The organism is Tahibacter harae (assembly GCF_024437735.1).
GTDB lineage: Bacteria > Pseudomonadota > Gammaproteobacteria > Xanthomonadales > Rhodanobacteraceae > Tahibacter > Tahibacter harae.
On sequence record NZ_JANFQO010000006.1, the window covers coordinates 195,290 to 216,347 of the forward strand.

Here is a 21,058-nt window from a genome sequence, read left to right on the forward strand (position 1 = left end):
CCGGGTCAGCGCACCCGCGCGAGCAGGCGCCGGGCGTAGTAGCGCAGGCGGCCCACGACACCGCTTTCCAGCGCGCGGCGCGATTCTTCCAACTGCGCATTGAGCTGGGAGATGTCGCGGTACAGGCGCTGGTTGTGCTGGTCGCGCCGGGCAACGAGGTTGCGCAGCTCGGCCACGTCGTCCTCGCTCAGGGTATGGCCGGCGTGGAAACGCGCCGGCAGCGGACGCTCGACGTAGATGGTGGAATGGGTCGGCGCCAGTTCCTCCGCCGGCCGCTCCGTTGTGTAGAAATACAGCGCGATCGAACGCCGCGTCACGCCGGCATGGCCGGACGGCACCTCGATGCGCTCGAAGCCGTGCCAGCTCCATTCGGTGGTCTCGAAGATCACGCCGCGGTTGAACAGCGGCGTGATGCGCGTGACGCGGTCATCCGGCGAGCGCGGATCGGTATGCAGCTCCAGCGAGCCGCCCCAGCTGTCGTGCCATTCCGGATTGAGATACACGATCAGGTTCAGGCGCCGGTGCCAGGGCTCCACCGGATGGCGGTTGAAGTCGACATGAGCGTCCAGATCCTGGCCGTTGCGGTTCTCGTGGGTGCCGCCGCCGAAGTAGTGCGGGTCGTAGCGCAGGTCGGGTATGCCGGTCAGGCGCGACAGACGCGCGAGGAAGGCCGGTGACTGCACCAGATCATCCAGCGCGGCATAGGCGGGCCCGAGTTCGCGGATGCGCTCCACCGTGGATTTGTTGCCGATCTCGCCGTTCTCGTCGCGCGCGTTGCCGCGTTCGAAGGCGGGAAACTGGGCCAGCAGCTGCTGCGCGGTCTGCGCATCGAAGAAGCCTTCGATGACGGCGTGGCGGAACGGATCGCGGCGCTGGAAATCGGCCGCCAGCGCGTCCAGGCGCTGGTCGAGATCAGGGGCTAGCATGCGGGGACAGGTTCAAACGGGAACGGGATGATGCCATGCCGCGGCGACAGGCGCGCGGCAGCGCGGCGGGCATGGACGGCGGCATGCAGGACGGCCCGGGCCGCCGCCGTGTGCCAGCACGGGAGCCGGCGCCGCCTCAGGCGCGGGCGGCGGCGCGCGCCAGCAGCAGCGTCAGCTGTTCGCGGTCCTCGGCCTTGAGCAGGCGCGGCGCCAGCCGGCGCAGGCGGCCGCGGTCGCAGCGGCCCACTGCATCGCGCACTTCCAGCAGGGCGCCGGTGTGCATGCTGAAATCGGTCAGGCCCAGCGCGATCAGCAGTGCGGTATAGCGCGCGTCCGAGGCCATCTCGCCGCACAGGCTGACCGGCTTCGCGTGTTTTTCGCCGCAGCGGATGATGGAAGCCAGCAGCTGCAGCACGGCCGGGTGCAGCGGGTCGTAGAGTTCCGACAGCGCATCGTTGTTGCGGTCGGCGGCCAGGGTGTACTGGACCAGGTCGTTGGTGCCTATGGCGACGAAATCGACGTGGCGGATCAGGCTGGGCAGGGCGATTGCCGCCGCCGGCACCTCGATCATCGCGCCCAGCTCGAAATGGTCGGCGACTTCGTGGCCTTCGGTGCGCAGATCGCGGGCGCAAATCTGGATCAGGCTGCGCGCGGCACGGATTTCCAGGCTGTTGGTCACCATCGGCACCAGGATGCGGATGGGGCCGTAGGCCGAGGCGCGCAGGATCGCGCGCATCTGCGTGGCGAACAGCGCCGGCCGCTTCATGGACAGGCGCACGCCGCGCATGCCCAGGGCGGGATTGGGTTCGCTGGTCAGGGCCAGGCCGGTGGTGTCGGCCTTGTCGGCGCCCAGGTCCAGGGTGCGTATGGTGACCGGCAGGCCGCCCATGCCCAGCACCAGGTCGCGATAGGCCTGGAACTGTTCGTCCTCATCGGGCAGGTGGTGGCGCTGCAGGAACAGGAATTCGGTGCGGTAAAGGCCTATGCCGTCGGCGCCGTGGGCGCGCGCCTGGGCCACGTCGCCGGCCAGTTCGGCATTGGCGAACAGGCGAATCGGCGCGTCGTCGCGGGTGCGCGTGGGGGCGTGCGCCAGCTCGGCCAGGCGGCGGCCTTCGCGCAGGGCCTCGCGCTGGCGCTGGCGGTAGCGGGCCAGGTCCTGGGCGGTGGGATGGACGATGATCTGGCCTTGGTCGCCGTCGACCAGCAGCAGGTCGTCGTCATGCACCTCGGCCAGGGCATCGTGGGCGCCGACCACCATGGGCAGGCGCATGCTGCGCGCCAGGATGGCGCTGTGCGACAGCGCGCTGGAGCCGGTGCAGACCGCGGCCAGCACGCCCTGCTCGGTGAGGTGGGTCATTTCCGCCGGCGCGATCTGGTCGCTGACCAGGATGGCGCCGACGCGGGCGGCGATCTGGCGTTCGGCCGGGCTGGTCTCCCGCGCCAGGGCCGACTGCACCCGGCCTATGACGTGGTCGATGTCCTCGCGCCGGCTGCGCAGGTAGGGATCGTCCATGGCCTCGAACACGGCGGCCAGGCGGTCGCGCTGCATCTTCAGCGCGGTGCCGGCGCGGTAGCGGCCGCGGCGCACCAGGTCGAACAGGCCGGTCAGCAGCTCCGGATCGTTCAGCAGCATGCTGTGGGCGTCGATGAACTCGCCGATCTCCCGGGCCAGGGCGCCGTGCAGCTTGTCGCGGATGGCGCGCAGCTCGGTCTGGGCGGTTTCCAGCGCCTGTTGCAGGCGGCTGGCCTCGGCTTCGATCTCGCCGGGCTCCAGCGGCGTGTCGTCGGCCACGAACTGGCTGGGCTGGACCAGCCGCGCCCGCCCCAGAACCATGCCGCGCGAGGCGCTGATGCCGGTCAGGACGATGCGCATGCTCACGGGTCAACGGATCCTTGTAGTTGGGGTGGTGACGACGGCTATGGCGCAATCCGCATGAAGCGCAGCGTAACCCGGACCCGGCACGCCCGCCGCGGCGGACCGCGCCGCGCGATGTCCTTCGCGTTGTTGCTTACTGCCCTTCGTCGAACTTGCGTGCGAACAGGTCGGCGACGGCGTCCAGCGCCGCGGCTTCGTCGGCGCCCTCGGCGCGCACCGTCACCGGCGTTCCCATTCCGGCCGCGAGCATCATCACCCCCATGATGCTCTTGGCGTTGATCTCGCGTCCGCGGCAGCGCAGCCAGACCGTGGACGTGTAGTTCTGCAGCAGTTGCACCAGCTTGGCCGAGGCGCGGGCGTGCAGGCCCAGCTTGTTGCTGATGACGATGTCGCGTTCAAGCATGATCTATGCAGATTCCGCCGCGTCCGCCGCTGGCCGCAGTCTGCGCCAGCTGGTCCAGATCCTGATTGGGATAGTTCAGCACGCGCAGCAGCATCGGCAGGTTCAGCCCGCTCACGCAGTGGGTGCGGAAGCCGAGGCCGGAAAGACGCTGGGCGATGTTGCAGGGCGTGGAACCGTACAGGTCCGACAGTACCAGCACGCCGTCGCCCTGGTCGAGATGGCGCGCGCGGGCCGAGGCGTCGCCGAGGGCGCGTTCCGGATCGGCGCAGGCGCCCACTTCCAGCACCTCCAGCGGCAGGGCGAACTTGCCCAGCACATGATGCGCGGCGGAGACCAGCGCGTCGCCCATGGCTTCATGGGTCAGCAGCAGTACGCCTACGCTCACGGCCGCAGCCCTCCGCACAGGGCCGGGAGGGGCCGGTGCCGGGGAGTCAGCGCGTTGCAGTGGAAAGTCGCCATCACTATGCCTGCGGGTGGTTCTGTCGATGGGGCGGCTTGCAAGATTACTGCCGTCCGCCCGGTAGATGGGGCCGTGTCACTCGAGTTCACGGTGGAAGGTCAGCACCTGCTCGCGGCTGCCGCGGAAGTGTTCAGCCAGGCGTTCGGCCAGGTAGACCGAACGGTGGCGGCCGCCGCTGCAGCCGATGCAGATGGTCACGTAGGAGCGGTTGTCGGCCTCGAAGCGCGGCAGCCATTCGTCCAGGAAGCCGGTGAGCTGGTCCAGGAAGCGGTTCACCTCGGGCTTGTGCTGCAGCCACTCGCGCACCGCCGCGTCCTTGCCCGAGAGCGGGCGCAGGGCCGGGTCCCAGTGCGGGTTGGGCAGCACGCGGGCGTCGAACACGAAATCGGCGTCGATTGGCAGACCACGCCGGTAGGCGAACGATTCGAACAGCAGCGACAGCTCGCCGCCGGCCATGCCCAGCTCGGTCGCGATCAGGCGGCGCAGCTGGTGCACGTTGAGTTCGCTGGAATCGACGACGCGGTCGGCGATGGCGGCCAGCGGGCGCAGCAGTTTGCGCTCCAGCGCGATGGCGTCGTGCAGCGGCAGGCCGTCGGCGGACAGCGGATGGCGCCGGCGCGTGTCGGAGAAGCGCTTGGACAGCACATCGTCGCGGCTGTCGAGGAAGATCAGCTGGTAGTCGATGCCGGTGCGGGCGAGGTCGGCCAGCACCTGCGGCAGCTGGTTGAGATCCTCGCTGCGGTTGCGCACGTCCACGCCGACGGCGATGCGGCGGTGGCCGCCGGAGCTGACCGCGTCGACCAGGGACGGCATCAGGCCGGCCGGCAGGTTGTCGACGCAGTAGAAATCGAAATCCTCCAGCGTGCGCAGGGCGATGGTCTTGCCGGCGCCGGAAAGGCCGGACAGCACGACCAGCTGGATGGCGTTGGCGTTTGCGCCGGCGGCCGGCACGCTGCCGTTGTCGTCGACGGGCGTGTTCACCACGGTGCCTGCCGCTGCAGTTGATGGGCCTGGCGGTCGATGAAGGTCTGCGCCGGGTCTATGCCCTTGCTCTTGAGCATGTGGCTGCGCACGGCGGCTTCGACCAGCACCGCGAGGTTGCGCCCGGGCGCGACCGGAATGGCGATCTGCGGGATGCGCGTCTCCAGGATCTCGCGGTAGCCGACATCGCCGGTCAGCCGCTTCATGCCATCGACATCGTCCAGCGGATTGAGCGGCCGCAGGTGCACCACCAGACGCAGGTATTTGGACGGCTTGACCGCGGTATGGCCGAACATCTCGCGCACGTTCAGCACGCCCAGGCCGCGCACTTCGAGCAGGTCCTGCAGCAGCTCCGGACAGCGGCCGTCGATCACGTCCGGCGCGATCTGGGTGAATTCGGGGGCGTCGTCGGCGACCAGGCGGTGGCCGCGGGTGAGCAGTTCCAGCGCCAGCTCGCTCTTGCCCGAGCCGGATTCGCCGGTAATGAGCACGCCGATGGAATACACCTCCATCAGCACGCCGTGCAGGGTTTCATGCCGTGCCAGCACGCGCGCGAGGTGGTATTGCAGGAAAGTCAGGATCTCGTGGCCGCGCTTGGGGCTGGACCACAGCGGCGTGTCGGATTCGTCGGCCGCCTCGCGCAGGTCGCTGGGCACGGCCTGGTCCTTGGTCACGATCAGGGCGGTGGGACGGTAGTTGATGATTTTCTGCACCGTCTCCCAGCGCTGGCGCGAGTCCAGGCTGTCGAGGTAGTTCAGTTCCTCGGTGCCGATGATCTGTACCTTGTTCGGATAGATCACGTTGAGGTAGCCGACCATGGACGGGCGGCGGGCCTGGTGGTCGCCGGGGTCCAGGCTGCGGCCGTTGCCGTGGGATCCGGCGGTCCAGCGCAATGACAGGCGATCGGCAACACTGTCGAACAGCTGGCGGGCAGTCAGTCGGTCCATGGCGGCGGTCAGGCGAGCTGGCCCCATTCTGCCAGTTCGGCGTAGAGCGCGCTGGCGTCGTTCGCATCGCGCAGGCGCTTGAGCGTAGCCGGATCAGAGGCGCGGGTGGCGATGTCGGCCAGCAGCGACAGGTGTTCCGTGGTGAAGTGGCTGGGTGTGACCAGGGCCGCGAACAGGTCCACCGGCTGGCCGTCGGCCGCGCCGTAGGGGATGGGTTTCTGCAGGCGGATGAAGGCGGCCCGCGGCCGGTCCAGCAGGGCGCAGCGCCCGTGCGGCAGGGCGAAACCCTGGCCCAGCGCGGTGGAACCCAGTCCTTCGCGTTCGCTCAGGGCCTCCAGCACGGCCAGGGCCTGGTCCTCGGGCACCAGCAGCTGGGCCAGGGCCTCCAGCAGGGCACGGCGCGATCCGGTGCGCAGGCCGGCCGCGACGCTGTCGGGACTCAGTAGATCGCTGAAACGCATGCCGCGGGCAGGTAGTCGCGAAAGGCGCGGATGATAGCGCGGGTTTTGCGGCGGTGCGGAAGAAATTGGTCGGGGCTGGGTTTGTGAATGGGGATCCGGGATGCGGGAAAGCACGGGATCGGCGATTCAGGATGCGGAGGCGTCGCGGAGGAGGATGCGGGACCGACTGCCGCAGGCCGGTAGTGAGCACGGGCCTGTGGCCTGGGCGCGGCGGGATCCCGCTCAGGCGCTGGCCGGCGATTCCCGCAGCTGCCGAAACGAAAAAGGAGCGCATTGCGCGCTCCTTTGTGCAGGATTTGCCGGATTGCCAACACTCAATTCAGCGGTGCTGGATTTCCGGCGGTGTTTTTCGCGGGATCCGGGCGGGGGGCGGGCCGTCCGCACATCCGGACCAATCCCGAATCCCCAGTCCCGGATCCCGGCCTTTCAGACCATCCGCTCCGCCGCGCGCAGCGCTTCGCCCTTGTGATGGTCGGTCAGCTTTTCCTTGTGCTTGCGGATCTGCCCGTCGAGCTTGTCGGCGAGGGCGTCGATCGCGGCGTACATGTCGTCGGCGCTGGCTTCGGCGTGGATGATCTTGCCGGCGGCTGCATGCAGGGTGGCGTCCGCCTTGTGCACCAGCTTCTCCACGCTCAGCTGCACGCCGACGTCATGGAGGTGGTCGAAATGGCGCAGGATGCGCTCGAACTTGCTTTCGACATAGCTGCGCAGGGCCGGCGTCACATCAACCTTGGGGCCGCTGACATTGATCTGCATGGTGCTTCTCCTTTACTTGAGCGCTCCTGACGCGGAACGCGGTCGGCACCGGCGTACGGCACGGTGCGAAAAAGGGTGTCTTCAGCACTGACCTGCTAATGGCATGAGGGTTCCCGGCGCCGGCTTCAAGTTCAGCTGAGGCGGCAACGTTCATTCGAGGCGGCGATGTTCATGGCCTCGCGGTACTTGGCCACGGTGCGCCGCGCCACGTTGATGCCGCGGCGGTTGAGTTCCTCGGCCAGGCCCTGGTCGGACAAGGGCTTGCCGCTGGGTTCCCCGTCGATGAGCTTCTTGATCATGGCCTGGATCGCCGTGGCCGAGGCGCTGCCGCCATCGACCGTGGATACGCCGCTGGAGAAGAAGTGCTTGAACTCGAAGGTGCCGCGCGGCGTGTACAGGAACTTGCGCGTGGTCACGCGCGAGACGGTGGATTCGTGCATGCCGATTTCCTCGGCCACATCCTTGAGCACCAGCGGCTTCATCGCCTCGGGGCCGTAGTCCAGGAAGGCACTCTGCGCGCGCACGATGGCCTGGGCTACCTTGAGGATGGTGTCGGCGCGGGTCTTGAGGCTCTTTATCAGCCAGCGCGCTTCCTGCAGCTGGCCGCGCAGGTAGGAGGCGTCGTCGCGCTGGGCCCGGGCGATCAGGGATTCGTAATGGCGGTTGATGGCCAGCTGCGGCTGGCAGCCCGGCGCCAGGCTGACCTGCCACTGGCCCTGGCTGCGGTAGGCGTAGGCATCGGGCGCGACGTATTCCGGCGCCGAGCTGGATACGCTGGAGCCGGGCTTGGGATCCAGCGCGCGGATCAGCTGCACGGCGGCGTCGATCTGGTCGGCGCCGGCCTTGAGACTGCGGCTGAGCCGGGCACGGTCGTTCTTGGCCAGCACTTCCAGATGATCGGCGACGATGGCCCGGGCCACGGCCAGGCCTTCGACTTCCGGCTCGAACGCATCCAGCTGCACCAGCAGGCATTCGCGCAGGTTGCGGCTGGCCACGCCCAGCGGGTCGAAGCGCTGCACGCGGTGCCGCACGGCTTCGATCTCGTCGGCCTCGACCTGGTACAGGCTGGCCAGGCCCTGCTGTATGGCCTCGACCGGCTCGTGCAGGTAGCCGTCGTCGTCGATGGCTTCGATCAGGGCGACGGCGATGGCGCGGTCGCGCGCCGACATCGGGGTGAGGTTGAGCTGCCACAGCAAGTGATCGCGCAGATCCTGCTGTTCGGGTTCCTGCGGCTCGAATTCGTCGTCGGAAGGTGCGTTGCGGGCGGGCGCGTCGAAAGCGGCTTCAAGCGCGTCGAAGCGTTCCTCGTCGGCTTCGCGCGATTCGCTTTCGCTGCTGCCGGCCTCGCTGCTGCTGTTGCGGCTGTCGAGGAACTCGGCCGGTGCGGCGTCGGGCTGGGCCGGGGCTTCGGCCGGCGCCGGTTCGCTGGATTCTTCGGGGAGTTCCAGCAGCGGATTGGATTCCAGCGCTTCGCGCAGTTCCATTTCCAGCTCTACGCTGGAAAGTTGCAGCAGGCGTATGGCCTGTTGCAGCTGCGGCGTGAGCGCCAGTTGCTGGTGCAGACGAAGATTTAACGCGGGCTTCATCAGTCATCCTGTTCCAGGGCATTGCGCCGGGCTGCGCCAGCCAAGCGGAGCGTCGGCGGCTCCATCCTAATGCGGAAAACGGCCTGCGGGAACCGCAGAAGATGCCCTGCGCAGATGACTTGCAGGTTGCGCCGGATTGGCGGAGGATTGGACAGGTTTGCCCGCTGCGGCCGGGCCCGCGACGGCCGTGGACCGCCGCGGTATTTCTTGTCAATTTCTCGTCAATGTGGATCTGTAGCCTCGTGCACTACGGGCTACATGCGGAATTCCTTGCCCAGGTAGACCTCGCGCACCTGTTCGTTGGCGAGGATGGTCGCCGGGGCGCCCTTGGCCAGCACGCGGCCTTCGCTGAGGATGTAGGCGCGGTCGCAGATGCCCAGGGTTTCGCGCACGTTGTGATCGGTGATCAGCACGCCGATGCCGCGTTCCTTCAGGTGGCGCACGATGCGCTGGATCTCGCCGACCGAGATCGGATCCACGCCCGCGAAGGGTTCGTCCAGCAGCATGAAGCGCGGTTCGGCCGCCAGCGCCCGGGCGATCTCCACGCGGCGGCGCTCGCCGCCGGAGAGGCTGGCGCCGCGGGAGTCGGCGATATGGCCGATCTGCAGTTCGTCCAGCAGCTTCTGCAGTTCCGTGGCGCGCGCGGCGGCATCGAGCTTGGGCCGCAGTTCCAGGATGGCGAGGATGTTCTCGGCCACGGTGAGGCGGCGGAACACCGAGGCTTCCTGCGGCAGGTAGCCCACGCCCAGGCGCGCGCGGGCGTGCATGGGCTGGGCGGTAATGTCCATGTCGTCCAGGCGGATGCTGCCGGCATCGGCGCCGATCAGGCCGACGATCATGTAGAAGCAGGTGGTCTTGCCGGCGCCGTTGGGACCGAGCAGGCCTACGACTTCGCCCTGATCGACCCGGCAGGAGAAGTCGCGGACGACTTCACGCTGCTTGTAGCGCTTTTTCAGCCCGGTCGCGCTGAGCATTACTTCTGCTTGTCCTTGTCGGCCGGCTTGGCCGCTTCCTTGGGCTTGGGCTGCATGCGCATGGTGATGCCGCCGCCGGAATTGCCCTCGCCGGTGAGTTCGCCCGACTCGGTGTTGTAGACGATGCGTTCGCCGCGGAATTCGCCGCGGCCTTCCTGGATCACCACCGCATTGCCGGTGAGGATGGCGGTGGCCGAGTCGGTGGAATAGTCGATGGTGGCCGCCGTCGCGTGCATGCGGCCGCCGTTGTCCAGCTGCTGCTGCATGCGCGCGGGCTTGCCTTCCAGCACGACGCGGTTGATCTCGTTGCCTTCGTCCTGGTAGACGGTGCCCTTCTCGGCCTCGCCCTTCATGCTGCCGCGGGTCAGCTTGACCGCGCCGGTGAGCACGGTGAGGTGCTTGTTCTGGTTGGTGGTGAAGTGATTGGCGGCGACTTCCAGCGGCTGCTCGCGATCGGTCTTGAGGGCGTGGGCGGCGGGCGCCGCCAGCACCAGCAGCGCGACAAGGCTAAGGCTTGCGCTGGCGCGCGAACGAAGCGTGGACATCGGCGAGCAACTCCAGTTGATGCGTGTTGAGGTCGGCCTTCATGCCGGTCCCGCGGAGTATAGAGCCCGGCTGGGTGATCGTGGCGGGGGCCGCGGTCTGCAGGCGGTTTTCATCGGGATAGACGTCGAGGTTCTGCGTCACCACGCGCGCTTCGGCGGCCTCGGGGCTGGCGTCGCGCTGCATCTCGACGGCGCCGGCCAGCAGCAGGTGCGAGCCGGCCTTGTTGACGAAGGCGGAGTCGGACTTGCCCTTCCACGGCTGGCCCTTGGCCGCGGCGATGAGGAAATCCGGCGTTTCCACCCAGAGCGAGCCGTCGTCGTTGCGTCGCGCCAGCGCCGGCGCAGAGACGGTGAAGCTGAGCTTGCCCTGTTCGTCCAGCGCGTTCAGGGTGAAATTGTCCAGGGTGTAGTTGGAGCGCGGCGGGCCGACGAAGGCCGGTTCCTCCTCCGGCGGGCGCAGCAGCCAGAGCAGGGTCCAGGTCAGGCCGGCGGCCAGGGCCAGCACGACGATGAGACTGACGCGGCGCTCGCCCATCACAGCCAGTGCGCCAGTTCGGCAGCGGCCTTGCCCTGGGCATGCAGCAGCAGGTCGACGACTTCGCGCACAGCGCCTTCGCCGCCGTTCCTGCGCGTCTGCCAGTGGGCGTGTCCGGCCACCCAGTGATGGGCGTTGGCCGGCGCGATCATCAGGCCGCAGGCGCGCATGGCGCGCAGGTCCGGCAGGTCGTCGCCGGTATAGCAGACCTGGTGGAACTCCAGCTGCAGTGCCTCGCACAGCTGGCGCAGGCAGGCGAGCTTGTCTTTCTGGCCCTGATAGACATGGGCCACGCCCAGCTCGGCCATGCGTTCGGTGACCAGGTGGCTCATGCGCGCGGTAATGATCGCGACCTCGATGCCGTTGGCCAGCAGGCGCTTCAGGCCCAGGCCGTCGTGGACATGGAAGGCCTTGAGTTCGCGCTGGTCCTCGGCATACCAGAGCCGGCCGTCGGTGAGCACGCCGTCCACGTCGAACACGGCGAGGCGTACGGCGGCGGCGCGGTCGCGGAGGGCGTCGGGCAGATCCTGGAACATGGATTCAGAGGGCTCGCTGGCGGCGCCGGGCGGGCGCCGGGCTGCGGCGCGCGGAGGCGCCGGGTGGATGGGCATGTGGGGCGGCATCCTGCGCCAGGACCTGGCCTGGCGTCCATGCCGGCCGGCGCACGGCGCCGGCTGGGGTTCAGACTACGCGGGCGCGCAGCAGGTCGTGGATGTTCAGCGCGCCGACGAGTTTCTTGTCCTCGTCGACCACGAGCAGTGCGTGGATGGTGAAATCCTCCATCAGGCGCGCGGCCTCGATGGCGAGCTTGTCCGGCGTGATGGTCTTGGCCTTGGTCGTCATCAGCCGCGCCAGCGGCGTGCTGCGCAGGTCGACGGCGTGGTCGTCCAGGGCGCGGCGCAGGTCGCCGTCGGTGAACACGCCGAGCAGGCGGTCCTCGGCGTCGACCACGGCGGTCATGCCCAGGCCCTTGCGCGACATTTCCACCAGGGCTTCGGACAGGCTGGAGTCGACGCCGACCTTGGGCACCTGGTCGCCGGTGTGCATCACGTCGCTGATGTGCAGCAGCAGGCGGCGGCCCAGCGAGCCGGCCGGGTGGGAGCGGGCGAAGTCATCCGCGGTGAAGCCGCGCGCTTCCAGCAGGGCCACGGCCAGGGCATCGCCCATGACCAGGGCGGCAGTGGTGCTGGCGGTCGGCGCCAGGCCCAGCGGGCAGGCTTCGGCCGGAACGCTGACATCCAGGTGCACGTCGGCCAGACGCGCCAGCGAGGAGCCGTCGTTGCCGCTCATGGCGATCAGCGGTATGCCCTGGCGCCGGATCAGCGGCAGGATGGTAAGGAGTTCGTCGGTCTCGCCGGAGTTGGACAGGGCCAGCACCACGTCCTTCTGCGTGATCATGCCCAGGTCACCGTGGCTGGCCTCGCCCGGATGGACGAAGAAGGCCGGGGTGCCGGTGGAGGCCAGGGTCGCGGCGATCTTGCGCGCGATATGACCGGACTTGCCCATGCCCGAGACCACGACCCGGCCGGCGCAGTCATACATGAGCTGGCAGGCGCGCAGGAAGCTGTCGTCGATGCGCGAGCGCAGCAGTTCTATCGCCCGCGCCTCGGTTTCCACCACCTGCAGCGCGCTGGCGGCCAGCGCCGCCGGGTTGAGGGGCAGATGGGCGGCCGCGGAGGAAATCAAGGGCAGGATCTGTGCATTCATGAGCAGGGCAGGATGGAGCAGGGATACGGGTCGGTCGTATGCAACGTTTTGGCGCCAGCTGATTTTCGGTAACATGCTCGTCCCCATAGTGTAGCCGGTTAGTCGCCCCCGTCGCAGGGACGGCGCAAACCCTCACTTCGTCGCGGCGCTCAGCCGCTGCCCTGAATCCGCCATGGATCCCGCCCCGAATGGACAGCCAGACCATCAAGAATCTGATCGAGCAAGGATTGCCTGGCGCCAAGGCCGAGGTCAGCGGTGCGGACGGCGTGCATTTCGAGGCCGTGGTCACCGCCGAGGCCTTCCGCGGCAAGCTGCCGCTGGCGCGGCACCGCCTGGTGTATGCGACGCTGGGCGACCTGATGGGTGGCGCTATCCATGCGCTGGCGCTCAAGACAGTTACCCCCGAAGAGGCGGAAGGCGGAACCCGTGTTTCCTAAGTGCTTGACGCGGCTTGGTTGAGTTTCCCCCAAGCCGGCCAGCCTGGCGATCACCGCCGCCGCCCCCATTTCCCGATTCCCGTTCGAGCTGACTCCCAAACAAGATGGCCAAGATCGTAATTTCCGGCGGTGAACCGCTGCAGGGCGACGTGTGGATTTCCGGCGCCAAGAACGCGGTACTGCCGATCCTGGCTGCCACCCTGCTGGCCGATGGGCCGGTCAGCATAGGCAACGTGCCGCACCTGCACGACGTGACCACCACCATGGAACTGCTCGGCCAGATGGGCGTGCAGCTGGTGCTGGACGAGCGCATGAAGATCCACGTCGATCCGCGCTCGATCAAGAGCTGCTCGGCGCCGTACGACCTGGTCAAGACCATGCGCGCCTCCATCCTGGTGCTGGGGCCGCTGGTCGCGCGCTATGGCGAGGCCGAGGTCTCCCTGCCCGGCGGCTGCGCCATCGGCTCGCGTCCGGTGGATCTGCACATCAAGGGCCTGCAGGCGCTGGGCGCCCAGGTCACCGTGGAGAACGGCTATATCCGCGCCAAGGCGAAGCGTCTCAAGGGCGCGCGCATCAACATGGATATCGTCACTGTCACCGGCACCGAGAACATCATGATGGCCGCGGCCCTGGCCGAGGGCACCACCATCATCGAGAACGCGGCGCAGGAACCCGAAGTGGTTGACCTGGCCAATTGCCTCAACGCCATGGGCGCCAAGGTCAGCGGCGCCGGCACGGCGACCCTGGTCATCGAGGGCGTGGAACGCCTCAACGGCACCGACTACGACGTGCTGCCCGACCGCATCGAGACCGGCACCTTCCTCGTCGCCGGTGCGATCACCGGTGGCAAGGTGCTGGCCAAGAAGGCCAGGCCCAAGACGCTCGATGCCGTTCTGGCCAAGCTGGAAGACGCCGGCGCGCACATCAACACCGGCGACGACTGGATCGAGCTGGACATGCGCGGCAACCGCCCCAAGGCGGTCAATATCACCACCGCGCCGTATCCCGCGTTCCCCACCGACATGCAGGCCCAGTTCACCGCGCTCAACTGCGTCGCCGAAGGCGTGGGCATCATCACCGAGACGGTGTTCGAGAACCGCTTCATGCACGCCCACGAGCTGCAGCGCCTGGGCGCGGACATCCGCCTGGAAGGCAATACCGCCATCATCAAGGGCGTGAGCAAGATGACCGGCGCGCCGATCATGGCGACCGACCTGCGCGCCTCCGCCTGCCTGGTGCTGGCTGGCCTGGTGGCCGAGGGCGACACGACGGTGGACCGCGTCTATCACATAGACCGCGGCTACGAATGCATCGAGGAAAAGCTGGGCACGCTGGGCGCCAAGATCCGCCGTCTGCCGTCCTGAGTGCTTGCGCGGAGCCGCGGTAAACGCGACTCCGCTGCAGCGGGCTTCGCTGTGGACTCATGCTGGCGGCGGTTTCCGGATTGCCGCAAGCGGTGAACGTCCCGCGCGCTATCTATCGATGCGACACCTGGCGGTTAACTCAACCGCGGTGAGCGTTGCGATCGACGCCGTCCGATGCGGCCCCATGACCGCGCCGCGGATTCGATCCGCGGCGCGGCCGGCGCTTCAGTTCAGCGACTTCAATTCCATCACGATGGCATCGCCGTCCTTCTGCTGCTGCTCCACCTGCAGCGGTGCGATGCTGGATTCGGCATACCACGAGCTGCCCTTGCCGGGTTTGTCGGTGCGCTCGAAGCGGGTGGCCTGGAACTGGCCGGCAGGCAGGTTCAATGCCGTGTTCTCGCGGCGCGAATAGCGCTGGTTTTCTGCGCCGTCCTTGCCGGCGACGGTGAGGTTCACCTCGGCCGCGGCTTGCTGCCGGCCCAGCGCGACGACGACGACCTGACGATCGATGATGCCGTTCTGCAGCGGGTAGCGGAACAGCTGATCCTTGTCGGTGACGCGGATCTCGCGCGTGTGTTCGTCGAATTCGATGCGGCGCTGCTTGGACTTGATGGTGGCGTCCTGGCGGTAGCTGTAGCCGACGCTTTCGAGCTGGTCGCCGCCGGCGATGCGGAAATCCGATTCCTCGCGTACATCCAGGCCGAGCAGCTTGGCCATGCCGGAGGTGCCGCGGGTTTCCGTGGTGAGTTTCCAGCGCTGGCCCTCGGCCTTCAGCGTCATGGTGGCCTGGCCTATGACCTTGCCGCCGCGGCGCACGTCATAGACGGCAGTGAAGGGTTTCAGCGGGGTTGCGGCGGCGGCCTGCGGCGCCTCGGCGGCGGAAATCAGCGGCAGGACGGCAAGGCCTAGCAATACGAGAAAGCGCATGGCGGACTCCGGGCGGTGGCGCAGCAGTGTGGCCGTACGGGGCTGAACGCCGGCCGCTCAGACTTGCAGGCTCTGCGCCAGCAGGCGGCCGTCGAAATACACGCCGTCGGCGCGCAGTTCCGCGCGCCGCTGCGCCAGCCACTGCACACACTGGCACAGCAGCACGTGTTCGCGCAGCAGCAGGCGCTGGGCCAGGCTGTCGGGCGTGTCGCCGGGCTCGATCGCGATTTCGGTGCGGGCCAGCACCGGGCCGCCGTCGAGTTCGGCGGTGACGAAATGGACGCTGGCACCGTGCAGCGCATCGCCGGCGGCCAGTGCGCGCTTGTGCGTATGCAGGCCGGGATACTTGGGCAGCAGCGAGGGATGGATATTGATGATGCGGCCGGCCCACGGCGCCAGCGCCGCGGCGTCGAGCACGCGCATGAAGCCGGCCAGCACGATCAGGTCCGGCGCGGCCGCGGCGATGCGCGCGAACAACTCGGCATCGTAGGCGGCGCGGTCCGGCCAGGCGGCCGGGTCCAGTACCAGGGTGGGAATGCCGGCGGCCTCGGCATGGCGCAGGCCTTCGGCCGCTGGCCGGTTGCTGGCGACCAGGATCAGCTCGATCGCCAGCTCGCCGCTGCGCCGGGCCGCGATCAGCGCCTGCAGGTTGGAGCCGCGGCCGGAGATCAGCACCGCGACGCGCAGCGGCGTGGGAGTCATCAGCGGATCAGGACGCGGTCGTGCGCCGGTGCCGGGATGATCTCGCCGATCTGCCAGGCGGACAGGCCCAGCTGCTCCAGATCGGCCAGGGTCGCGGCGGCCTCGTCGCGGTCGACGATGACCGTATAGCCGATGCCGCAATTGAAGGTGCGCCACATTTCTTCCTGCGCCACCGCGCCTTCGCGCTGCAGCCAGTCGAACAGCGGCGGCAGCGGCCAGCTGCCGCTGTCCAGGGAAATGCCGAGGGCGTCGGGCACCACGCGGATGATGTTTTCCTTGAGCCCGCCGCCGGTGATATGCGCCATGCCCTTGACGGCGCGGCCGGCCAGCAGCTGCAGGATGGGCTTCACATAGATCGTGGTCGGCGCCATCAGTGCGTCGGCCAGGGTGACGCCGCCGATATCCAGTCCGAACGGGCTGCCTGCGCGGCTGACGATGCGGCGGATCAGCGAATAGCCGTTGGAATGGGCGCCGCTGGAGGCGATGCCGAGGATGGCGTCGCCGGCGCGGAGCTGGCTGCCGTCGATGAGTTTCGATTTCTCGACCGCGCCGACGCAGAAGCCGGCCAGGTCGTATTCGCCGGGCGGGTACATGTCCGGCATCTCGGCCGTCTCGCCGCCGATCAGGGCGCAGCCCGCCAGCTCGCAGCCCTTGGCGATGCCGCCGACCACCGCCACGGTGGTTTCCACGTCCAGCTTGCCGGTAGCGAAGTAGTCGAGGAAGAACAGCGACTCGGCACCCTGCACCAGCACGTCGTTGACGCACATGCCGACGAGGTCTATGCCGATGGTGTCGTGGCGGTTGAGGATCTGCGCCAGCTTGAGCTTGGTGCCTACGCCGTCGGTGCCGGAGACCAGCACCGGCTCCTTGTAGCGGCCGGCCAGCTCGAACAGGGCGCCGAAGCCGCCCAGGCCGGCCATGACTTCCTTGCGGAAGGTGCGGGCCACCAGGGGCTTGATGCGCTCAACGACTTCGTTGCCGGCGTCGATGTCGACGCCGGCGTCGCGGTAGGTCAGGGCGGTCTTGGGATCGGACATGGCGGTGCCGGCGAAAAAGGGGCGCAATCATAGCAGCCGCGGCGCCTGCCCGGCCGGGCAACATGGACGGCGCGGCGGGGTTTGGGCAGACTTGGGTCTGTTTCCGTCCGCCGACCAGGGAATGTCCGTGGGTTACGCCCGATTGCTCGCTTTTCTCGCCGCGCTGTTGTTGCCGCTGGCGGCTGGCCTGGTCCAGGCCCAGTCGGCGGCCAGTCTGTACACGGGCGAGGTGCCGGTTCCGGACCAGTCCGACGAACAGCGCGCGATCGCGCTCAAGAGCGCCCTGGCCCAGGTCGTGGTCAAGCTGACCGGCGACCGCGAGGCGGTCAACGGCGAAGCCGTGGCCAAACTGATCGAATCGGCCGAACGCTACGTGCAGCAGTACACCTACCGCCAGGACGTGGCCAGCGTCGACGGCCAGGCGCTGCTGCGCCTGAGCCTGGTGGCCAGTTTCGACCGTGCCGCGCTGGACCGCGTGCTGCGCGACCGCGGCCTCAAGGTGTGGACGCCGGCGGCGCGCCCGCCAGTGGTGGCCTGGCTGGCGCTGGACGAAGGCAGCGGTCCGCGCCTGGTCGACAGCGGTGAAGCCGCCGCCCGCGCCATGCAGCAGGTGGCCGAGCAGCGCGGCATCAACCTGGTCTGGCCGCGCCTGGATTCGCCGGAGCAGGCCCAGACCACGGCCCAGATCGTCTGGGAAGCCGATGTCATGACCCTGGGCGCCGACGCCGCGCGCTACCAGACCGATACCGTGCTGATCGGCCAGCTGCGCCGGGTCGGCGATGCCTGGACCGCGCGCTGGACCCTGGCCGTAGGCGGCCAGCCCCAGCCGGTGTGGGAATCGCGCGATACCGACCTTGCCGCGGTGCTGGCCGCCGGCGCCGAAGGCGCAGTGGACCGCACCCGCGGCCGCAGCACCTCGGTGGCCGAGGAGCGCCGCATCACCAATACGAAGGTGTGGATCAGCGGCCTGCAGTCGGCGCAGGACTATGCCCGCCTGTTCGAGAATCTGGCCGGCAACGATCTGGTCAAGGAATTCCAGCCCGAGCAGGCGCACGGCGACGGGCTGCTGCTCAAGCTGACCCTGAACGTGGCGCTGGACCGCTGGCTCAGCTACCTGCCGCCGGACGGAGTCCTGCGCGTCGTCAACGCAGCACCCGCCGTCGAGGGCGTGGAGGCGACGCTGGCGCTGAACCCCTAAGCGCATGCGCCACATCCCCAACCTGATCACCCTGCTGCGCATGCTGCTGACCGTGCCGCTGGCTTGGTTGCTGCGCGACGGGCGCTACGACCTGGCGCTGCTGGTAGCTGTGGTGGCGGGCCTGAGCGACGCGCTGGACGGTTTCCTGGCCAAGCGGTTTTCCTGGCAGAGCCAGCTCGGCGGCCTGATGGATCCGGTGGCCGACAAGCTGCTGCTGGTGGCCTGCTTCGTCGGCCTGGCCGAAGTCGGCGCGCTGCCGGCCTGGCTGGCGGTACTGGTGATCGGCCGCGATGTTGTCATCGTCGCGGGTGCCGTCGCCTACCACAACCTGGTCGGTCCGCTGACGGCCGAGCCCAGTTTCCTGAGCAAGCTGACCACGGTATTGCAGATTGCCCTGGTGCTGGCAACGCTGCTGCATCTGTCGCGCTTTGCCGAATGGCCGCGGTGGCTGAACCTGGGGCTGCTGGTCGCGGTAACGGCCACGACCGTGGCCAGCGGCCTGGATTACGTGGTGCGCTGGTCGCTGCGCGCCTGGCGCGAGACGCACAAACAACAAGGTGGTCCGCTATGACGACGACGGAACGCTGGCAATGGCTGGCCCTGGCCCTGGTGACGGGCGGCCTGATCTACCTGCTGGCGCCGGCGCTGACGCCGTTTGCGGTGGCGGCGCTATTTGCCTATCTGTGGGATCCGGTGGTGGACCGGCTCGAACGCATAGGGCTGTCGCGCAATGCGTCGGTCAGCCTGGTTTTCCTGCTGATCGCCCTGGCGGTGGTCGCGCTGATCCTGCTGGTGATCCCCTTCACCGAGCGCCAGATCGCCAAGTTCCTGGATCAGCTGCCGCGCTGGCTGGCCTGGATCCAGGCCGAGGCCCAGCCGCGGCTGGAGCAGCGTTTCGGCGTGACCCTGGATTTCGCCGATCCGAACAAGCTGATCGAGGTGGTCAAGAACCACTGGCGCGAGGCCGGCGGCATCGCGACGCGGATCCTCGGCAAGGTGTCCCAGTCCGGCCTGACCGTGCTGGGCTGGGCGGCCCAGCTGGTACTGATCCCGGTGGTGACGTTCTATCTGCTGCGCGACTGGGACACTTTGGTCGCGCGCGTCAACGAATTGCTGCCGCGCACGGTGGAGCCGACCATCAGCCGCCTGGCGCGCGAATCCGACGAAGTGCTGGGCGCCTTCCTGCGCGGCCAGCTCAGCGTGATGGTGTCGCTGGGCACCTTGTACGCCATCGGACTGTGGGCGGTGGGCATCGATGTGGGCCCGCTGATCGGCATGATCGCGGGACTGATCAGTTTCGTGCCGTATCTGGGCGCCATCGTCGGCGTCGGCATGGCGCTGATTGCGGCACTGGTGCAGTACCAGGACTGGGCGCATGTGTTCATGGTGCTGGGCGTGTTCGGCGTGGGGCAGCTGATCGAAGGCTATGTGCTGGTGCCCAAGCTGGTCGGCGACAAGATCGGCCTGCATCCGGTCGCGGTGATCTTCGCCATCCTGGCCGGCGGCGAACTGTTTGGTTTCCTTGGCGTGCTGCTGGCCCTGCCGGCCGCGGCCATCGTCATGGTGGTGCTGCGCTACCTGCATGAGAAATACACCGCCAGCCGCCTGTACCAGCCGGCGGAGGCCGAGCCTGAGATCTCCCCGGTCGTCGTCGTCAGCCACGGCACGGTGGTCGCCGCCGCCGAGCTGCAGCCCGTGGCCGCGCCGCCGGCCGCGGACGGAAAACCGCCGGCGAACTGACGTGCAGCAGCTGCCTCTGGGATGGCGCTGGCCGGCACAGCAGCGCTTTGAAACGTTTTTCACCGGCGGCAATGCGGCCGCCGTGGACCTGCTGCAGCGCATCGCCGCCGGCGCGGAGCAGGCCTGGGTCTATCTGCACGGCGCCGAGGGCAGCGGCCGCACCCATCTGCTGATGGCGGCCTGCCAGGCAGCCAGCGGCGCGGGCCTCACCGCGCAATACCTGCCCCTGGCCGCGCTGGGCGCGGACCGGGACGAGGCAATACGCGGCTTCGGCGGCAGCGACCTGCTGGTCGTCGACGACGTGGACGCCATTGCCGGCGACCGCGCTGCCGAGCACGCGCTGTTCGATCTCTACAACCGCTGCCGCGCCGAAGGCAGCACGCTGGCCTTCGTCGCAACTGCGCCGCCGGCGCAGATCGGCCTGGGCCTGCCGGACCTGGTCTCGCGCCTGTCCAGCTGCACCCAGGTCGCACTGCGCTCGCTGGATGACGCGCAGCGTCGCGAAGTGCTGCGCAGCCGCGCCGAGGCGCGCGGCATCGCCCTGGACGAGACTGTGCTGGATTTCCTGTTCACCCACTACGCCCGCGACCTGGGCAGCCTGGGCAACCTGCTCGACCGGGTCGACCGCGCCTCGCTGGCCGAGCAGCGCCGCGTCACCGTGCCGTTCCTGCGGCGGCTGCTGAAGGCGGGCTGAGACTTTTGCCCCGGGCCGGCGCAGGCCGGAGCGGGGCGTTCCGGTTGCGCCGTTCAAAGACAGCGGTATCCGCCCGTAAAAAGCGCGAGCGATCTGGGCGCAGGCATTGCCGGTCGCAGTCGCCACCGTTGCCGCAAAGGCGCGGGAAGCGCCGGCAGGCTGACCTGCCCGCGTTCCCGCGGCCTGTCCGCCGGCTCAGCGGGTATTGGCCGCCGTGCCCTCGACCAGGATCAGCTCGCGATTGGCGGCCACGGTCTTGTCGCCTATGCCCTGGACCTTGGCCAGTTCCTCGGGGCTCTTGAACGAGCCGTTCTTCTCGCGCCAGGCGACGATCGCCTCGGCCTTGCTCTGGCCCACGCCCTTGAGGCTGGCGGCGATGGTGGCCGCGTCGGCGGTGTTGACATTGACCGGCGGCTGGCCGGCGAAGGCCGGCAGGCACAGGGCCAGGGACAGGAGCAGGGATTTGATGAAGGTGTGCATGGTCGGATTTCCCCTGTGGTTCAGCGGCCCTTGGCCGGCGCACTTTCAACCAGGATCAGTTCGCGGTTGGCGGCCACGGTCTTGTCGCCTATGCCCTGGACCTTGGCCAGTTCGTCGGCGTTCTTGAAGGCGCCGTTCTTCTCGCGGTAGGCGACGATGGCCTCGGCCTTGCTCTGGCCCACGCCCTTGAGGCTGCTGGCGATGGTGGCCGCGTCGGCGGTGTTGACGTTGACCGGCTCGGCGGCGAAGGCCGGAAAGCACAGCGCCAGGGACAGGACGAGGGACTTGATGAAGGTATGCATTGCCGTTTCCTTTGAAG

At 68.5% G+C, this 21,058-nt stretch carries 25 protein-coding genes; 6 read left to right on the forward strand and 19 right to left on the reverse strand.

Features of this window, described 5'->3' with window-relative positions:
* Positions 1-5 precede the first annotated feature (5 nt).
* The 14 genes from NM961_RS08670 to NM961_RS08735 form a co-directional block, all read right to left on the reverse strand.
* On the reverse strand, positions 6-926 hold the full coding sequence (locus tag NM961_RS08670; RefSeq protein ID WP_255913716.1) for a 2OG-Fe(II) oxygenase: 921 nt from the start codon (positions 924-926) through the stop codon (positions 6-8).
* A 136-nt stretch (positions 927-1,062) separates the two neighbouring features.
* On the reverse strand, positions 1,063-2,799 hold the full coding sequence (gene ptsP, locus NM961_RS08675) for a phosphoenolpyruvate--protein phosphotransferase (protein WP_255913864.1): 1,737 nt from the start codon (positions 2,797-2,799) through the stop codon (positions 1,063-1,065).
* 136 nt (positions 2,800-2,935) lie between these two features.
* Positions 2,936-3,205 carry an HPr family phosphocarrier protein gene (locus NM961_RS08680; RefSeq protein ID WP_255913718.1) on the reverse strand — a complete coding sequence of 90 codons (270 nt, stop codon included), beginning with the start codon at positions 3,203-3,205 and terminating at the stop codon, positions 2,936-2,938.
* The gene (locus tag NM961_RS08685) at positions 3,198-3,590 is read right to left on the reverse strand and encodes a PTS sugar transporter subunit IIA (RefSeq protein ID WP_255913719.1); all 393 of its coding nucleotides are present in this window, start codon (positions 3,588-3,590) and stop codon (positions 3,198-3,200) included. The genes NM961_RS08680 and NM961_RS08685 overlap by 8 nt, the downstream gene beginning before the upstream one ends.
* Before the next feature lie 150 nt (positions 3,591-3,740).
* A complete protein-coding gene (gene rapZ, locus NM961_RS08690; RefSeq protein WP_255913721.1) occupies positions 3,741-4,646 on the reverse strand; it encodes an RNase adapter RapZ in 906 nt (301 codons plus the stop codon).
* Complete coding sequence (hprK, locus tag NM961_RS08695; protein ID WP_255913723.1) at positions 4,643-5,593, reverse strand: HPr(Ser) kinase/phosphatase; 951 nt, start codon at positions 5,591-5,593, stop codon at positions 4,643-4,645. The genes rapZ and hprK overlap by 4 nt, the downstream gene beginning before the upstream one ends.
* Positions 5,594-5,601: 8 nt before the next feature.
* Entirely contained in the window at positions 5,602-6,054 is a 453-nt protein-coding gene (locus NM961_RS08700; protein WP_255913724.1) for a PTS sugar transporter subunit IIA, read from the reverse strand.
* Between the two features lie 426 nt (positions 6,055-6,480).
* Positions 6,481-6,810: a ribosome hibernation-promoting factor, HPF/YfiA family gene (gene hpf, locus NM961_RS08705; protein ID WP_255913725.1), complete on the reverse strand. Its 330-nt coding sequence runs from the start codon at positions 6,808-6,810 to the stop codon at positions 6,481-6,483.
* Between the two features lie 131 nt (positions 6,811-6,941).
* Positions 6,942-8,396: an RNA polymerase factor sigma-54 gene (locus NM961_RS08710; protein ID WP_255913727.1), complete on the reverse strand. Its 1,455-nt coding sequence runs from the start codon at positions 8,394-8,396 to the stop codon at positions 6,942-6,944.
* Positions 8,397-8,650: 254 nt separating this feature from the next.
* Positions 8,651-9,370 carry an LPS export ABC transporter ATP-binding protein gene (lptB, locus tag NM961_RS08715; RefSeq protein ID WP_255913728.1) on the reverse strand — a complete coding sequence of 240 codons (720 nt, stop codon included), beginning with the start codon at positions 9,368-9,370 and terminating at the stop codon, positions 8,651-8,653.
* Positions 9,370-9,915, reverse strand: a complete 546-nt coding sequence (gene lptA / locus NM961_RS08720; protein ID WP_255913729.1) for a lipopolysaccharide transport periplasmic protein LptA — start codon at positions 9,913-9,915, stop codon at positions 9,370-9,372. Before lptA ends, lptB begins: the two co-directional genes overlap by 1 nt.
* The gene (gene lptC / locus NM961_RS08725; protein WP_255913731.1) at positions 9,878-10,450 is read right to left on the reverse strand and encodes an LPS export ABC transporter periplasmic protein LptC; all 573 of its coding nucleotides are present in this window, start codon (positions 10,448-10,450) and stop codon (positions 9,878-9,880) included. The genes lptA and lptC overlap by 38 nt, the downstream gene beginning before the upstream one ends.
* On the reverse strand, positions 10,450-10,986 hold the full coding sequence (locus NM961_RS08730) for a KdsC family phosphatase (RefSeq protein ID WP_255913733.1): 537 nt from the start codon (positions 10,984-10,986) through the stop codon (positions 10,450-10,452). Before NM961_RS08730 ends, lptC begins: the two co-directional genes overlap by 1 nt.
* 145 nt (positions 10,987-11,131) lie before the next feature.
* Positions 11,132-12,157, reverse strand: a complete 1,026-nt coding sequence (locus tag NM961_RS08735; protein WP_255913734.1) for a KpsF/GutQ family sugar-phosphate isomerase — start codon at positions 12,155-12,157, stop codon at positions 11,132-11,134.
* A gap of 188 nt (positions 12,158-12,345) precedes the next feature.
* Here NM961_RS08735 and NM961_RS08740 point away from each other — a divergent pair, with 188 nt between their 5' ends.
* Together NM961_RS08740 and murA are read left to right on the forward strand one after the other, a co-directional pair.
* Positions 12,346-12,594 carry a BolA family protein gene (locus NM961_RS08740; RefSeq protein WP_255913735.1) on the forward strand — a complete coding sequence of 83 codons (249 nt, stop codon included), beginning with the start codon at positions 12,346-12,348 and terminating at the stop codon, positions 12,592-12,594.
* A gap of 104 nt (positions 12,595-12,698) precedes the next feature.
* A complete protein-coding gene (gene murA / locus NM961_RS08745; RefSeq protein ID WP_255913736.1) occupies positions 12,699-13,958 on the forward strand; it encodes a UDP-N-acetylglucosamine 1-carboxyvinyltransferase in 1,260 nt (419 codons plus the stop codon).
* A 225-nt stretch (positions 13,959-14,183) separates the two neighbouring features.
* Here murA and NM961_RS08750 read toward each other — a convergent pair whose 3' ends face one another.
* From NM961_RS08750 to purM, 3 genes are read right to left on the reverse strand one after another with little or no spacing between them, the layout of a single operon-like run.
* Positions 14,184-14,888, reverse strand: a complete 705-nt coding sequence (locus NM961_RS08750) for a DUF3108 domain-containing protein (protein WP_255913737.1) — start codon at positions 14,886-14,888, stop codon at positions 14,184-14,186.
* Positions 14,889-14,945: 57 nt separating this feature from the next.
* Positions 14,946-15,590 carry a phosphoribosylglycinamide formyltransferase gene (gene purN, locus NM961_RS08755; protein ID WP_255913745.1) on the reverse strand — a complete coding sequence of 215 codons (645 nt, stop codon included), beginning with the start codon at positions 15,588-15,590 and terminating at the stop codon, positions 14,946-14,948.
* Positions 15,590-16,627 carry a phosphoribosylformylglycinamidine cyclo-ligase gene (purM, locus tag NM961_RS08760; protein ID WP_255913746.1) on the reverse strand — a complete coding sequence of 346 codons (1,038 nt, stop codon included), beginning with the start codon at positions 16,625-16,627 and terminating at the stop codon, positions 15,590-15,592. The genes purN and purM overlap by 1 nt, the downstream gene beginning before the upstream one ends.
* 127 nt (positions 16,628-16,754) lie before the next feature.
* Here purM and NM961_RS08765 point away from each other — a divergent pair, with 127 nt between their 5' ends.
* Genes NM961_RS08765 through hda form a run of 4 tightly spaced genes read left to right on the forward strand, consistent with a single transcriptional unit; the run spans position 16,755 to position 20,259 of the window.
* Positions 16,755-17,825 carry a DUF8605 domain-containing protein gene (locus NM961_RS08765; RefSeq protein WP_255913747.1) on the forward strand — a complete coding sequence of 357 codons (1,071 nt, stop codon included), beginning with the start codon at positions 16,755-16,757 and terminating at the stop codon, positions 17,823-17,825.
* A 4-nt stretch (positions 17,826-17,829) separates the two neighbouring features.
* Positions 17,830-18,396, forward strand: a complete 567-nt coding sequence (locus NM961_RS08770) for a CDP-alcohol phosphatidyltransferase family protein (protein WP_255913748.1) — start codon at positions 17,830-17,832, stop codon at positions 18,394-18,396.
* Entirely contained in the window at positions 18,393-19,565 is a 1,173-nt protein-coding gene (locus NM961_RS08775) for an AI-2E family transporter (RefSeq protein WP_255913749.1), read from the forward strand. Before NM961_RS08770 ends, NM961_RS08775 begins: the two co-directional genes overlap by 4 nt.
* Before the next feature lies 1 nt (position 19,566).
* Positions 19,567-20,259 (forward strand): DnaA regulatory inactivator Hda, encoded by a 693-nt coding sequence (hda, locus tag NM961_RS08780; RefSeq protein ID WP_255913750.1) that lies wholly within the window; start codon positions 19,567-19,569, stop codon positions 20,257-20,259.
* Positions 20,260-20,454: 195 nt separating this feature from the next.
* Here hda and NM961_RS08785 read toward each other — a convergent pair whose 3' ends face one another.
* Both NM961_RS08785 and NM961_RS08790 read right to left on the reverse strand, forming a co-directional pair.
* On the reverse strand, positions 20,455-20,739 hold the full coding sequence (locus NM961_RS08785; RefSeq protein WP_255913751.1) for a ComEA family DNA-binding protein: 285 nt from the start codon (positions 20,737-20,739) through the stop codon (positions 20,455-20,457).
* A gap of 20 nt (positions 20,740-20,759) precedes the next feature.
* Positions 20,760-21,041: a ComEA family DNA-binding protein gene (locus NM961_RS08790; protein ID WP_255913752.1), complete on the reverse strand. Its 282-nt coding sequence runs from the start codon at positions 21,039-21,041 to the stop codon at positions 20,760-20,762.
* Positions 21,042-21,058 lie beyond the last annotated feature (17 nt).

Coding starts and splice junctions, on each gene's coding strand:
- NM961_RS08735 (WP_255913734.1), bottom strand. CDS start 12,157: ATGAATGCACAGATCCTGCCCTTGATTTCCTCCGCGGCCGCCCATCTG.
- murA (WP_255913736.1), top strand. CDS start 12,699: ATGGCCAAGATCGTAATTTCCGGCGGTGAACCGCTGCAGGGCGACGTG.
- lptB (WP_255913728.1), bottom strand. CDS start 9,370: ATGCTCAGCGCGACCGGGCTGAAAAAGCGCTACAAGCAGCGTGAAGTC.
- NM961_RS08750 (WP_255913737.1), bottom strand. CDS start 14,888: ATGCGCTTTCTCGTATTGCTAGGCCTTGCCGTCCTGCCGCTGATTTCC.
- ptsP (WP_255913864.1), bottom strand. CDS start 2,799: ATGCGCATCGTCCTGACCGGCATCAGCGCCTCGCGCGGCATGGTTCTG.
- purM (WP_255913746.1), bottom strand. CDS start 16,627: ATGTCCGATCCCAAGACCGCCCTGACCTACCGCGACGCCGGCGTCGAC.
- NM961_RS08680 (WP_255913718.1), bottom strand. CDS start 3,205: ATGCTTGAACGCGACATCGTCATCAGCAACAAGCTGGGCCTGCACGCC.
- NM961_RS08700 (WP_255913724.1), bottom strand. CDS start 6,054: ATGCGTTTCAGCGATCTACTGAGTCCCGACAGCGTCGCGGCCGGCCTG.
- purN (WP_255913745.1), bottom strand. CDS start 15,590: ATGACTCCCACGCCGCTGCGCGTCGCGGTGCTGATCTCCGGCCGCGGC.
- NM961_RS08775 (WP_255913749.1), top strand. CDS start 18,393: ATGACGACGACGGAACGCTGGCAATGGCTGGCCCTGGCCCTGGTGACG.
- lptC (WP_255913731.1), bottom strand. CDS start 10,450: ATGGGCGAGCGCCGCGTCAGTCTCATCGTCGTGCTGGCCCTGGCCGCC.
- hprK (WP_255913723.1), bottom strand. CDS start 5,593: ATGGACCGACTGACTGCCCGCCAGCTGTTCGACAGTGTTGCCGATCGC.
- NM961_RS08740 (WP_255913735.1), top strand. CDS start 12,346: ATGGACAGCCAGACCATCAAGAATCTGATCGAGCAAGGATTGCCTGGC.
- NM961_RS08730 (WP_255913733.1), bottom strand. CDS start 10,986: ATGTTCCAGGATCTGCCCGACGCCCTCCGCGACCGCGCCGCCGCCGTA.
- lptA (WP_255913729.1), bottom strand. CDS start 9,915: ATGTCCACGCTTCGTTCGCGCGCCAGCGCAAGCCTTAGCCTTGTCGCG.
- NM961_RS08710 (WP_255913727.1), bottom strand. CDS start 8,396: ATGAAGCCCGCGTTAAATCTTCGTCTGCACCAGCAACTGGCGCTCACG.
- NM961_RS08785 (WP_255913751.1), bottom strand. CDS start 20,739: ATGCACACCTTCATCAAATCCCTGCTCCTGTCCCTGGCCCTGTGCCTG.
- NM961_RS08670 (WP_255913716.1), bottom strand. CDS start 926: ATGCTAGCCCCTGATCTCGACCAGCGCCTGGACGCGCTGGCGGCCGAT.
- NM961_RS08790 (WP_255913752.1), bottom strand. CDS start 21,041: ATGCATACCTTCATCAAGTCCCTCGTCCTGTCCCTGGCGCTGTGCTTT.
- NM961_RS08770 (WP_255913748.1), top strand. CDS start 17,830: ATGCGCCACATCCCCAACCTGATCACCCTGCTGCGCATGCTGCTGACC.
- hpf (WP_255913725.1), bottom strand. CDS start 6,810: ATGCAGATCAATGTCAGCGGCCCCAAGGTTGATGTGACGCCGGCCCTG.